The sequence below is a fragment of the Bacillus sp. FSL H8-0534 genome, assembly GCF_038005885.1.
Taxonomy (GTDB): domain Bacteria; phylum Bacillota; class Bacilli; order Bacillales; family Bacillaceae_G; genus Bacillus_A; species Bacillus_A pseudomycoides.
Genome location: NZ_JBBOUC010000001.1, coordinates 3,585,345 through 3,600,640 on the forward strand (window position 1 = coordinate 3,585,345; position 15,296 = coordinate 3,600,640).

General features: G+C 40.8%; 2 protein-coding genes. Both read left to right on the plus strand.

Annotated features, from left to right (window positions below):
• Positions 1 to 20: 20 nt before the first annotated feature.
• The gene (locus MHH71_RS18120; protein ID WP_176134311.1) at positions 21 to 7,661 is read left to right on the plus strand and encodes a non-ribosomal peptide synthetase; all 7,641 of its coding nucleotides are present in this window, start codon (positions 21 to 23) and stop codon (positions 7,659 to 7,661) included.
• A gap of 32 nt (positions 7,662 to 7,693) precedes the next feature.
• Positions 7,694 to 15,289 (plus strand): amino acid adenylation domain-containing protein, encoded by a 7,596-nt coding sequence (locus MHH71_RS18125; protein ID WP_340724656.1) that lies wholly within the window; start codon positions 7,694 to 7,696, stop codon positions 15,287 to 15,289.
• Positions 15,290 to 15,296 lie beyond the last annotated feature (7 nt).

Below are 15,296 nucleotides of genomic sequence, written 5' to 3' on the forward strand. Positions count from 1 at the left end.
TTATGGGATGGAGGGATACTTTGAAAGAGAAGAAATTTGATGACATATATAGTCTATCTCCAATGCAGGAAGGTATGCTTTTTCATTCATTGCTCAGTGATAGTGATGCCTATTTTGAACAGATGGCTTTTAAATTCAAAGGCAGTTTAGATTTGCCTGTGTTTGAAAAATGCTTCAATTTGTTAATTGAAAGACATGCTATTTTCAGAAGCGTCTTCCTTCATGAGGGGGTTAGTAAACCTAAACAGGTTGTTCTAAAAGAGAGGAGCATAAAAATTGCTTATCAAAACCTTTCTTCTAAACCTGCAGAAGAGCAGTTTTCAATAATAGAATACTATAAATCACAAGATAAGAAGAAGGGTTTTAACCTCTCGAAAGATCTACTGATGAGATTTGCTGCTTTTCAGACTAGTAGAGAAGATTATACGTTCATATGGAGCTTCCACCATATTTTGATGGATGGGTGGTCTCTTGGAATTGTTTTAAATGAACTATTCGATTTATATGGGAAAATCCGTAACGGGGAAGAGCCAAATCTGGAAAAATCAGCTGAATTCAGTAAGTATATTTCATGGTTACACAAGCAAGATCAGAAAGAAGCTCGGGTTTATTGGGATAACTATTTAAAAGGCTACAATCAAATTGCAAACCTTCCAAGCAGAAGCACTTCTGAGGCTTTACTAGGTTATGAAAGGAAAGAGCTTGTTTTTAGGCTCGGAACCGATATTACCAAGAAGCTAAATGATTTAGCCAGACAGTGCAAGGTCACTTTAAATGTTGTTATCCAAGCAATTTGGGGCGTTCTTCTGCAAAGATATAACAATACTACGGATGCTGTTTTTGGATCAATTGTTTCTGGTAGGCCATCAGAAATACCTAGTGTTGAGAAAATCGTTGGTTTATTTATTAATGCAGTGCCGGTGAGGGTTAAAAAAATTGCCGGCCAGAGCTTCCTGCAGCTAGTTAAGCAGCTGCAGGAAGAGGCTCTTAGGTCCGAACCTTTTAGTTACGTTTCTCTTGCTGATATTCAATGCGGTAAAGAAACGGGAAATCAATTGGTTAATCATATGGTTGTTTTTGAAAATTATCCATTTGATGATTCGATTCAAAGCAGAGAAGGTATGGATAAATACGGGTTCACTTTAACGGAAGTGGACGCATTTGATCAGACAAATTATGACTTTAATCTCCTTATTGGACCTGGCCAGGATTTAATAATAAAAATTATTTTTAATGAACGTAGGTATACACAAGATACAATATATGCCATTTTTTCACATTTAAAAATGATGATAAATACGGTCGTTCATTCACCTGAGGTACAGGTAGATGAAATAGATATGCTTTCTGTTGAGGATAAAACTAGAATTTTGGAAAAGTTTAATTCTACTGGCGGAACTTATCCAAAAACTAAGACTCTCTCAGCACTTTTTGAAGAACAGGTGCTTATGATGCCTTCTCGTACTGCTCTGGTCTTTGGTGACCAGGAAGTTAGCTATTCCAAATTAAATAGAATGGCCAATCAGGTGGCAAGGAGTCTTCGAAGGCAAGGAGTACAGCGGAATCAGATTGTAGGAATCTTAACTGAGCGATCCTTAGAAATGATCGTAAGTATTCTGGGAATTCTTAAGGCGGGTGCAGCCTATCTTCCGATTGACCCGAATTATCCGGAGGAGAGAATCCGCTATATGCTTGAAGATAGCGGAGCTGAGAAGCTGATCGTCCAGTATGCAGAAGACATTCCAGCCCATTATTCCGGACAGGTACTGGGGCTTTGGGAACGGGAATGGGAGAAAGAAGATTCTGCGAATCTGGAAGCGGAAGCTGGTCCAGATGATTTGGCTTATATCATCTATACCTCGGGATCTACTGGACAGCCGAAAGGAGTCATGGTGGAACACCGAAACGTGGTACGTCTCTTGTTTAACGATCAGAATCTCTTTGACTTCTCGGAAGAAGATGTTTGGACATTGTTCCATTCCTATTGTTTTGATTTTTCAGTTTGGGAAATGTACGGTGCCTTGTTGTATGGAGGCCGGCTAGTTCTTGTTCCATCTTTTGTGGCTCGGGATCCTGAGGCTTTTGCTGAGCTGCTTCTCAAAGAGAAAGTGACCATCTTGAATCAGACGCCTACGGCATTTTATCAGCTTTCTCACCAGATGAAAAAGATGAAGTCAGCCGAGATGCCGATCCGTAAAGTTATTTTTGGGGGCGAAAAGCTGTCCCCTCTACAGCTGAAGGACTGGAAAGTAGCCTATCCTTCTACTCAGTTGATTAATATGTATGGGATTACGGAAACGACTGTTCATGTTACGTACAAGGAAATTACTGAAAAAGAAATCGAGACTAACATCAGCAACATTGGAAAACCGATTCCCACTCTTCAGGTGTATGTGCTGGATGGACAGAAGAACCTCCTGCCCGTTGGAATCGGCGGTGAAATGTATGTTGCCGGGGAAGGTGTGGCTAGAGGTTATTGGAATCGTCCAGAGCTAACGGAAGAGCGCTTTGTTGAAAATCCGTTTCAACCAGGAGAGCGGATGTACAAAACAGGTGACCTGGCCCGATGGCTGGAAGATGGAAACCTGGAGTACCTTGGAAGAATGGATGATCAGGTGAAAATCCGCGGCCACCGTATTGAATTAGGAGAAATTGAAGCCAGACTTCTTGCTGTTCCATACATTAAGGAAGCGTGTGTAATTGCGAGGAACGACAATCAGGCGCAGTCGTATCTATGCGCTTATCTGGTTACTAATGAAGTACGGAGTCAAAATTCTATACGCACTTATTTAAAGGGAATGCTGCCAGAATATATGATTCCTGCTTATTATGTCTTTCTAGACCGATTTCCCCTTACTTTTAATGGGAAAATTGATAAGGCTGGACTACCAGAACCACAAAAAGAGAGAGTTGGCAAGTATGAGGAACCAATTAATGATACCGAAAGAGAGCTTGCTGAAATTTGGAGTAAAGTACTGGACATAAAACAGCTGGGGAGAAGGGACCATTTCTTTGAGCTAGGTGGCCATTCATTAAAAGCTACACAGTTGGCTGCGGCCATTCACAAAAAGTTTGAAGCACGTATCCCAATTCAGAAGATTTTTGAAAACCCAATACTAATGGATATGGCCCATTATATTAGGGATTCAGATAAAGAGAATTTCCATGTTATTAAACAGGCTCCAAAGAAAGAATACTACCCGGTTTCTGCTGCTCAGCGCCGAATGTATGTAGTCCAACAAATTGAGGGTGGCACACAATCTACTCATTATAATATGCCTTTAATTTTAGAGCTGGAAGGAACATTAGATATAGATCGACTTTACCGATCGCTATCCAGCTTGGTTGACCGTCATGAACCTCTACGAACCACTTTTCACCTTAAGAATGATCGGTTAATTCAGCGTATTGAGTCCCATTGCAATTTTGAGCTTGAACTAAAAGAAGTAACAGAAGAGAGATTGCCACAAATTATTGATGAGTTCATTCGACCGTTTGACTTAGAAACAGACCTTCCTTTTCGGGTACTTTTGGTGAAAGTGGAACCGACTCGCTATTTTTTCATGTGGGATTTTCATCATATCGTTTCAGATGGCATTTCTGTAAACATTCTTATACAGGAGTTTATCCAATTGTATCAGGGTAAAGAGCTGCCTTCTTTAAGAATTCAGTATAAGGATTTTGCTGAATGGCAACAGACTGCTGAATATAAAAATAGAATAAAAGCCGGAGAAGAATATTGGCTGGACTGTTTCAAAAGTGATGTGCCGGTTCTTGAACTACCGACAGACTTTCCCCGTCCTCCTGTGCAGTCCTTTTTTGGTGAAACCTTAGAGTTTGAAATGGATAGTAAGTTATATCAGAAACTCAAAAGCATTTCAGCAGCAGAAGGCTCTACATTGTATATGATTCTTTTGTCAGCATATACTATTCTGCTTTCTAAATATACAGGACAGGAGGATATTGTGGTAGGTTCTCCTGTAGCGGGAAGGGAACACTCAGATTTAGAAGACGTTGTCGGGATGTTCATCAATACTTTACCACTTCGAAATGAACCAAAAGGAGTTTTATCTGTTAGAGAGTTTATTGCAAATGTTCGATCTGGAGTTCTAAAAGCATTTGAACATGCGGATTATCCACTGGAAGAGCTCATAGAAAAATTGAATATACCAAGAAATCTTAGTCGTCAGCCTCTATTTAATACAATGATGGTTATGCAAAATATGAAAATTGATGAGATTCATATTCCTGGGCTAAATGTAGCGCCATATTCTTGGCGTAGGAGGAATGCAAAATATGATCTCACATGGACCATAATAGAAGATAGTTCACTGAAGATAATGATAGAGTATAGCACTAGTATATTCAGAAAAGAAACGGTAGAGAAAATGTACCTTCATTTCTCTTATCTGCTTTCGCAGATTACTGATGATTTAGACAAACTAATATTCAATATTCAATTAGCTACTCCGTATGAGAGTAGCCGGATTTTGAAAGAGTTTAATCCTCCGGAGGCAGAATATCCAAGGGAAAAGACTATTCATGGAATATTTATGAACAAGGTAAAAAAAGCTCCAGATAAAGTTGCTTTGCAGTATAAAGAGGGTTCTATGTCTTATAGCGAACTACATAGAAAATCTAACCAAGTGGCCCGCCATCTTCAGAAGCAGGGGGTAGGTCGCGAACAGATAGTAGGCCTTCTCGTCGATCGTTCACCCGAGATGATTATAAGTATCCTCGGTATATTAAAGGCGGGTGCAGCTTATCTTCCAATTGATCCGGATTACCCAGAGGAAAGAATCCGCTATATGCTTGAAGATAGCGGGGCCGAGAAGTTGATCGTCCAGTATGCGGAAGACGTTCCCGCTCATTATTCCGGCCAGGTACTGGGGCTTTGGGAACGGGAATGGGAGAAAGAAGATCATGCGGATCTGGAAGCGGAAGCTGGTCCGGATGATTTGGCTTATATCATCTATACCTCGGGATCTACTGGACAGCCGAAAGGAGTCATGGTGGAGCATCGAAATGTGGTACGTCTCTTATTTAACGATCAGAATCTCTTTGATTTCTCAGAAAAAGATGTTTGGACACTGTTCCATTCCTATTGTTTTGATTTTTCAGTTTGGGAAATGTATGGTGCTTTGTTGTATGGAGGCCGGCTAGTTCTTGTTCCATCCTTTGTGGCCCGGGATCCTGAGGTTTTTGCTGAGCTGCTTCTCAAAGAGAAAGTGACTATCTTGAATCAGACGCCTACGGCATTTTATCATCTTTCTCATCAGATGAAAAAGATGAAGCCAGCCGAGATACCGGTCCGTAAGGTTATTTTTGGGGGCGAAAAGCTGTCCCCTCTACAGCTGAAGGACTGGAAAGCAGCCTATCCTTCTACTCAGTTGATTAATATGTACGGGATTACGGAAACGACTGTTCATGTTACGTACAAGGAAATTACTGAAAAAGAAATCGAGACTAACATCAGCAATATTGGAAAACCGATTCCCACTCTTCAGGTGTATGTGCTGGATGGACAAAAGAACCTCCTGCCCGTTGGAATTGGCGGTGAAATGTATGTTGCCGGGGAAGGTGTGGCTAGAGGTTATTGGAATCGTCCAGAGCTAACGGAAGAGCGCTTTGTTGAAAATCCGTTTCAACCAGGAGAGCGGATGTACAAAACAGGTGACCTGGCCCGATGGCTGGAAGATGGAAACCTGGAGTACCTTGGAAGAATGGATGATCAGGTGAAAATCCGCGGCCACCGCATTGAATTAGGAGAGATTGAAAGTCGTCTCTTAACTTATAGTGCCGTTAAGGAAGCCGTTGTTATTTCCGTAACAGAAGAGCAAGATTATAGCTATCTTTGTGCATATATAGTTTCTTTAGGGAAGGTTACGGTTTCTTCCATTCGAAATTATCTGCGAGAAGTTTTACCTGACTATATGATTCCTTCATATTTTGTTGAGGTCGAATCCTTCCCGCTTACTCCTAACGGAAAAATTGACAAAAAAGCACTGCCTAAGCCGACAAGTGAGGTGCCAATCAGGGAAGAGTACTCGGCACCTCTATCAGATAGGGAAAAACTCTTAGCATCTGTATGGGAGGAAGTACTCCGGACAGAACGAGTTGGCATTCATGATAACTTTTTTGAATTGGGAGGAGACTCCATTAAAGCGATCCAAATTGCAGCTAGGCTGAACGAGCATGGATTGAAATTCGAGATGAAAGACTTGTTTAAAAATCCAACAGTATACGAGCTTGTTCCATATATTCGGTTTGCAGCTGCATCTGCAGAGCAAGGCTTAATTCAGGGTGATGTACCTCTGACTCCGATACAGCATTGGTTTTTTGAACAGCAGTTTCCTATACCAGAACACTTTAACCAATCTATGATGCTGTTCAGGGAGGAAGAATGGAATAGTGAAGCGGTGATAGAGGCTTTCCACAAACTTTGCGTGCATCATGATGCGCTCCGAATGGTTTATTCCCCTTCGAAGCAGTACAGTCGGGAAACGGAAGCTATTGATTTTACTCTTCAACGATTTGACTTTAGGGGAGTAACAGATGGAAAACCTTTAATTGAGAAAGAAGCGAATTACCTCCAGGCTGGCCTTAATCTCGAAGAAGGTCCGCTGATAAAACTGGGGATTTTTGAGACTGATGTAGGAAGTTATCTATTAATTGTTATTCATCATCTTTTGGTGGACGGAGTGTCCTGGAGGATTCTTCTGGAGGATTTCTATCGTCTATATGAGAAAGGAGAAGTTCTTCCACCGAAGACCACCTCTTACCGTGCTTGGGCAAGTGGGCTGTCTGAGTATGCAAGGAGCAGGGCTATACAAAAAGAGATTCCATACTGGGAAGGTGTCGAATCCATGAAAGTGGCTCCTCTGCCGAAGGACAGGGAAGACGATGGAAGCTTCAGTAAAATAGAAGCTCTGCATTTCAGCCTTGACGAAAAAGAAACACACCAGCTTCTGACAGAAGCCCATCGGGCTTACCAGACTGAAATTAATGACCTCCTTCTTGCGGCGCTTGCTCTAACAGTTCAGGAATGGACAGGAGAAAATAGGATGGCAGTCAGCCTAGAAGGGCATGGCCGCGAAGATCTCATAAAAGGAGCAGATCTAAGTAGGACGATTGGCTGGTTTACAAGCATGTTTCCTGTGGTATTTGATGTGCCTTCAAGCGATCTTGGTAGTGTTATTAAAGGAGTAAAAGAAACATTACGAGAAGTCCCCCGCAAAGGTGCAGGTTACGGTGTACTCAATTATTTGGTTCCAGCGGAAGAAAATAAAATAAAATATAAGATAAAACCAGAAATTATTTTTAATTATCTGGGACAGTTTGAAATTAATAGCAAAGCGAAATACCCTGTGATGCCAATGGGAGAACCAGTTAGTTTGGAGAATAAACATGGCACGGGTATTGAGCTTACTGCAATTGTTACCGATGGGAAATTACAGCTTAATCTTATGTTTAACTCTATCCAATACAATGTCGGGACAGTCGAAAACATTCTTGACCAGTATAAAAGTCATCTTCTTCATATTATCAACCATTGTGTGGCAAAAGAGAAATCAGAACCAACACCTAGTGATTTTAGCATGAGTCAGCTGACTCAATCAGATTTGGATGATGTATTTGAGGCTTTAAAGAGTGTTAAGTAACTGAAAAATACTATACGATCTGGAGTGATTTGATGTTTGACGTTTCTAGGGTAAAGGATTTATGCCAGTTATCCCCGACACAAAAAGGGATGCTATTTCACGCATTAAAAGATGAAAATAATGATACTTATTTCGAACAGATGGTCTTTCTGATTGAAGGGGAACTTAATGTCCCCTTCTTGGAAGAAAGTTTCAATCGTTTGATTGAAAAATATGATGTGTTAAGGACGGTTTTTCTTTACTCCAAAATTAAAGAGCCAACTCAGGTTATATTAAAAGACCGGAGAACCAAAGTAAGCTTTGAAGATATTTCACATATGTCCCAAGAAGAAAAAACGATCTTTCTAGAAGAATATAAATTGAGGGATCGACAAAAGGGCTTTAATCTCCAAAGTGATATGCTCATTCGCCTTGCCGTATTAAAAACAAAAATGAATCAGTTTCAAATAATATTGAGTCATCACCATATCTTAATGGACGGCTGGTGTATGAGCATTATCTTAAATGATCTTTTTAAGTATTATGTCGATTACATTCAGGACATACCTATTTATCTGGAAAAAGGGCTGCCGTACAGTGCATACATTCAATGGCTGGATGAGCAGGATGATGTAGCAGCCCGAGGGTATTGGAAGAAGTTCCTTGAGGGCTATAGCGGTGTCAAGGGAATTCCATATAATTGGTCTGCGCAGGAACCCGCAGATTTTATGCATCAAGAAATAAAATTCAACTTTAATAAAGATATAACTCGGAAAATCTCTCAGCTTGCCATGTCTAAACAAGTTACAGTGAATAGCGTTTTCCAAACGATGTGGGGTATCATGCTGCAGAAGTTGAATAACACTGACGATGTTGTATTTGGTTCAATAGTTTCTGGCAGGCCAGCAGACATTCCAGATGTAGAAAAGATTGTTGGGTTATTCATAAATACGATTCCTGTAAGAATTACAAGCAGTGAGAATGATACATTTCATCAGTTAGTAGAGAAATCACAGGAGAAGGCACTTGCTTCCAGTGAGTTTGATTATGTTTCGTTGGCAGAAATACAGGAAAACACCAAATTTGGTGAACAGGTGTTTGATCATATTGTAGCTTTTGAGAATTTTCCTGTAGCTATGGACGATTTTGATCATAATCAAGAACAAAAGTTAGGTTTCCGCATTGTGGGATTCGAGGCTTTTGAGCAGACAAATTATAAATTAAGCATTCAGGTTCATTCTGGTGATGAGATTAGCGGTAAGATAATATTCAATGGTAATATCTATAACTCCGAATGGATGAAAAATATCCCTAGACATTTACAAGAGATTGCTACTCAAATCATTGAGAATCCGGAAATCAAGATAAAAGATATACAGATTATATCTGAAAAAGAGATAAAGAGACTAATAGATATGAATACTATCTGTAGGCAATATCCAAAAGAAGAGTCCATCTGTTCACTCTTTGAGGAACAGGCAGCGAAAACACCTAATAATGTCGCTTTGGTGTTTGAAAATAAGGTTCTCACATACAAGGAACTCAACGGAATGGCTAACCAGATTGCACGTAGCTTGGTAAAGCAGGGAGTAAAGAGAGGCCAGACGGTCGGACTTCTCACGGAGCGTTCGTTTGAAATGATTGCAGGCATACTGGGCATTCTTAAATCTGGTGCTGCTTACCTTCCAATCGATCCAGGTTATCCGGCGGAACGGATTCAATATATGATTGATGACAGCGGAGCCGAACTTGTAATTCTTCACGGAGGCGTTCTTCCGTACACCTATGAAGGGAAGACCCTTACAATTGAGGAAGCTTTAGAGGAAAGCGATTCGTCCAATCTAGGTAGGATTTCCGGACCAGAAGACCTGGCTTATATTGTCTATACTTCAGGATCTACTGGGAAACCGAAAGGAAATCTGACTACCCATCGGAATGTCATCCGGACGATCATCAACAACGGCTATTTGGAAGTGAAAGAAACAGACACGTTCCTTCAGTTGTCCAATTATGCATTTGACGGTTCTACCTTTGATATTTATGCATCTCTTCTTCATGGAGCTCGGCTGGTGCTTGTTCCGAAGGAAACGGTTGGAGATGCCCTCCGGCTCTCGCGTCTAATCCAAGAAGAACAGGTAACAATTTCGTTCATGACAACAGCGCTATTCAACACGCTTGTGGATGTGGACCTTGAAAGCTTAAAGGGGCTACGAAAGCTTCTGTTTGGTGGCGAAATGGTGTCAGTCAAACATGTGCGAAAAGCATTGAGGGCAATGGGAGAAGACAGGCTCATTCACGTATACGGACCAACCGAAACAACAGTGTTTGCCACGGCCTGCCCTGTCACGGAGTCTATGGTTGACCTCCATACGGTGCCGATTGGGAAGCCGATTAGTAATACGTCAGTGTATATTCTCAGTCGTAGCGGTTATCTACAGCCGGAAGGGGTACCTGGCGAATTGGTTATCGGAGGAGATGGAATCTCTGACGGATATCTGAACCAACCAGACTTGACAGAAGAGCGCTTTGTGGAGGATCCCTTCGTGCCTGGCGATCAGATCTATAAGACGGGGGATCTTGTCCGCTGGATGTCAGATGGAAACCTTGAGTACCTCGGTAGGATTGACCAACAAGTAAAAATAAGAGGACATAGGGTAGAACTCGGAGAAGTGGAAACAAAGCTTCTTGAATTCCCTGCTGTACGGAAAGCCTTTGCTACGGACTATCAAGATGTTAATGGCCATTCTTATTTATGTGCTTATATTTCAGCTGAAGGAATAATCAATATCGAAGAAATTCGTGATTATATTGCCAAAAAGCTTCCGGATTATATGGTGCCTACTTTTATTGTGGAACTAGAAAAGTTACCACTCAATGCCAATGGAAAGGTGGATAAAAGTAAGCTTCCTAAACCTCAGGTTCTCAAAGAGAAAGAGAGGAAATACTTTGAACCAGTAACTGAAACAGAAAAGGTGCTTGCAAGTATATTTGAAGAGGTACTTAGAGTGCAGCCGGTCGGCCTTCACGACAACTTCTTTGAACTTGGTGGCCACTCACTAAAGGCTATGATCCTTGCCTCTAGGATTCAGAAGCAGCTAGATACGGAAATTCCTATTAAGGCTATATTTTCTTCGCCAACTGTAGAAAAGCTGGCGTCCTTTATTACTGCTGCTGGCAAACAAGAATACCGTTCAGTTAAAAAAGCTTCTAAAAGGCCGTTTTATCCGGTGTCGTTTGCTCAGAAAAGAATGTATGCAGCTCAGAAGCTTGAAGAAGCTAAAGGTGGGACAAGTTATAACATTCCGATTATTGTTGAAGTTAATGGAGAACTTGATATAGAGCGGATTTATCAGGCATTCTGCTCTTTAATGAGCCGACACGAGTCACTCAGGACAGTGTTTCTGTTCAAAGAAGGAGAGCTTGTGCAAGAAATTTGCGAAGAAGTTGAATTCCCATTTGAATTAATCAAGGGTAATTTATTTGAAATGCCGGATATTATTGAAAGTTTTATCACACCTTTTGATCTTAGCAAGGCACCTTTGTTTCGCGTTAAAGTTGTGCAGATTAAGGAAGATCGTAATATCTTAATGATGGATATGCATCATATTATTTCAGATGGTGTATCTACGAATATCCTGTTGCAGGATTTTGCAGAATTGTATCAAGGAAATAAATTGAATGACTTACAAATACAATACAAAGATTATGCAGTCTGGCAGCAAGAACAGAGTCAGATTGAATCATTGAAAAAACAAGAACAGTACTGGTTGAATACACTTTCTGGGGAGCTGCCAATTTTAGAGTTACCGACGGATTTTGTTCGTCCGCCGATTAAACAGTTTTCGGGGAAGACATTCAGTTTTCGGGTCAATAATGAACTGGTGCTTCGTTTGAAAGAAATTTCTTCTGAAGAAGAGTCGACATTTTTTATGATGCTGCTGGCAGCCTATAATATCCTCCTTTCAAAATATACTGGGCAGGAAGATATAATCATTGGTTCACCAATTGCTGGAAGAACGCATGCTGATTTGGAAGAAGTAATCGGTGTTTTTATTAATGTTCTCCCTCTTAGAAATCATCCTGTAGGAACACTTACATTCCGAGAGTTCCTTCTTCAGGTAAAAGAACAGGTGCTGCAGTCTTATGAAAATGCCGATTATCCTTATGAAGAACTTTTGGAAAAGCTTAATTTACAGCGAGACTTTAGTCGGAATCCCCTGTTTGATACAATGTTGAACCTACAGAATATGGAAATGGGAAACTTGGAAATACCAGGATTATCTTTTAATTCCTATAGCTGGGATTACAACAATACAAAATATGATATTAACTGGGACATTGCTGAAACTGAGCAAGGAGAGCTTTATATTTCTATAGAATACAGTACAAGCCTTTTTACCCAAGATACTATAGAAAGAATGAGAGATCACTTCCTCCATCTGTTGTATCAGATAGTTGAAGATCCTGACCAAAAGCTGTCAGATATGATTCTGGTGACAGAGGAAGAAAAACATCAGCTTCTGTATACCTTTAACCAAACTGAAAAGCCGTTCCCGAATGACAAAGCAATCCATCAACTGTTTGAGGAACAGGTTCAGAGAACACCTGAGCTTGTAGCCGTAGTTTTTGGTGACGAACAGCTTACTTATCGAGAGTTGAATTCTAGGGCTAATCAGCTTGCAAGACTTTTAAGAGAAAGAGGAACGGTTAGGGAAGAGCTGGTTGGAATCATGGTAGACCGCTCCCTTGAAATGATTGTCGGTATTCTGGGTGTACTAAAAGCAGGTGGAGCTTATGTCCCACTTGACCCGTCATATCCTGAAGAAAGGATTCGCTATATCCTTGAAGACAGTGGGGTTCAACGCCTCTTAACACAAAGTAGTGTGAAAATTATGGAAGGCTTTACGGGAGAGACTATTCTGATTGATCAGCCTCATGTGTATAACGGAGCTGATGAGAATCTTGAACATATCAATCAGGCGGAAGATCTGGCCTATGTTATATATACATCGGGGTCGACCGGGAAACCGAAAGGTGTGTTAATAGAGCATCGAGGTGTAAGTAATTTGCAGCTCATGGCTGAAACATATGGCATACGGGAGGGAAGCAGGGTCCTTCAGTTTGCTTCTTATAGTTTTGATGCTTCTGTGGGAGATATTTTTCATACGCTATTATCGGGTGCTACTCTTTATATCTGTGATAAGGAGATTTTTCTTTCTGGGCAAGAGTTTGTTAAATGGTTGGAAGAAAACGCGATAAATTCAATTCCTTTTATTCCCCCATCCATGTTAAAAGCACTTCCGTTTGCTGAACTGCCAGATTTACATACGTTAAGCACCAGCGGGGAAGCGTTACCTGTAGATCTGGTGAAAGTATGGGGAAGAAACAGGAAATTTTTAAATGCATACGGACCTACTGAAACAGTAGTGGATGCTACTATTGGCGAATGCAGTCCAGAGCTGAATAAAGTGGTGATTGGAAAACCAATTGCCAATAAGCGTGTTTATATCTTTAATAAAGACCTCCAGTTGCAACCTATAGGAGTTCCGGGAGAACTCTTTATAGGAGGAGAAGGAGTAGCGCGCGGGTATTTAAACAGAGGAGATATGACAAAGGAGCGTTTCATTGTTAATCCATATCAAGTGAATGAAAAGATTTATAGAACGGGAGATGTTGTTCGCTGGCTGTCCGATGGAAATATAGAGTTTTTAGGCCGAAATGATGAGCAAGTAAAAGTCAGGGGCTACCGAGTTGAATTGGGAGAAATAGAGACCAAGCTGACCGAACATGCTTTTGTCAAAGAAGCAGTCGTTGTTCTCAAAGATCGTAATTTATGTGCCTATGTCGTTTCTGAGAGAGACTGGATGGTTACAGAGATGCGCCAGCACCTGCAGAAAGAGCTGCCTGAATATATGATCCCTTCATACTTTATAAGGCTGAATTCTCTACCGCTTACACCTAATGGGAAAATAGATAAGAAATCTCTTCCAGAACCTGATTTTACGATGGACGAAGGAACGGAGTACGCTGCACCTCTCTCTGAAATGGAGAAGCTGCTTGCAGATGTATGGAAGGGAGTTCTACGGGTGGAGCGTGTAGGGATCCATGATAATTTCTTCGAACTGGGAGGTGACTCTATTAAAGCCATTCAGATCGCTGCAAGGTTAAATGAACTCAATTTAAAGCTGAACATGATGGAAATGTTTAAAAATCCAACTATATATGAATTGAGTCCATTTATTGAGTCTTTCCAGACAGAAGCCAAACAGAGTGCAATTGAGGGAACAGTTCCTCTCACTCCTATACAGCATTGGTTTTTAGAACAGGAATTTGAAAGGCCAGAGCACTTTAATCAATCGATGATGCTGTTTAGGAAAGAAGGATGGGAGCCTGAATTGATAGAGAACTGCTTCAGAAAACTGTGCGAGCATCATGATGCATTGCGGATTGCTTTTTCTTTGGATTCTTCCTCTCAGCATAATCGGGGAATACAGGGGATTGAGTGCACTGTAAAAAACTTTGATTTTAGGGGCATGGAAAATTCTGTTTCTTTAATTGAGAAGGAGGCAAATCGAATACAGGGCAGCATCCAGTTTTCTAATGGCTCGCTTTTCAAGCTGGCAGTATTCAACACAGAAGAAGGTAGCCATTTGCTAATCGTCATTCACCACCTAATAATAGACGGAGTATCATGGAGGATCCTTATTGAGGACTTTTACCGCCTATATGAAAAAGGGGATGATTCTCTTCCGGCAAAAACAACTTCTTATCAGGATTGGGCTAATGGACTTGCTCAATACGTACCAAGCCGCAAAAATGAAAAAGAGGTTGTTTATTGGAGAAACATTCAGTCTAAGACAATACCAATGTTGCCTAAAGACTATCAGTATTCAGGTAGGCATCTATATGAAGATTTACAAATAGAAGGGATATCGTTAAACAAAAATGAAACCATCATGCTTTTAACTGAGGTACACAAGGTATTTCAGACAGAAATTAATGATCTTCTTCTAGCTGCTCTCGCAATGACAATAAAGGAGTGGACAGGAGAGAATGCTCTGGTCGTTAGTCTGGAAGGTCATGGAAGAGAAGAGTTGATAGATGGAATGGATCTAAGCAGAACGGTAGGGTGGTTTACAAGCATATTCCCTGTCATCTTTGAACTGGATTCAGGCAATATGGCATCTGTTATTAAGACTGTTAAAGAGACCCTCCGAAAGATACCAAAAAAGGGAGCTGGATATGGAGTTTTCAAGTATTTAAATTCAAGTGTAGCTATAGGAAAGACGATAGATCCTGAAATTAGTTTTAACTACCTTGGAGCTTTTGAAGAAGACGATGTTCAACTCTACTCCAGCATGCCGATGGGCCGACAAATTAGCGGAAAGAACCATCAGGAGCATTTACTTGAATGGAATGGAATGGTCGTAGGAGGAGTTTTACAGATTAATATCAGCTACAATCCAAAGGTCTTTAGGAAGAGCACTATTAAGATGCTGGGAAGCCTTTATCGTCAAAATCTAGTTGCTCTGATGAAGTTTTGTAGCGAAAAAGATGAAATCGAGCTTACTCCAAGTGATTTCAGTGAGAATGATATGACTCTAGACGAGTTGGACAATATTTTTGAAGTTTTCGAATCAAAAAAATAGCCTAGAT

Coding starts and splice junctions, on each gene's coding strand:
- MHH71_RS18125 (WP_340724656.1), top strand. CDS start 7,694: ATGTTTGACGTTTCTAGGGTAAAGGATTTATGCCAGTTATCCCCGACA.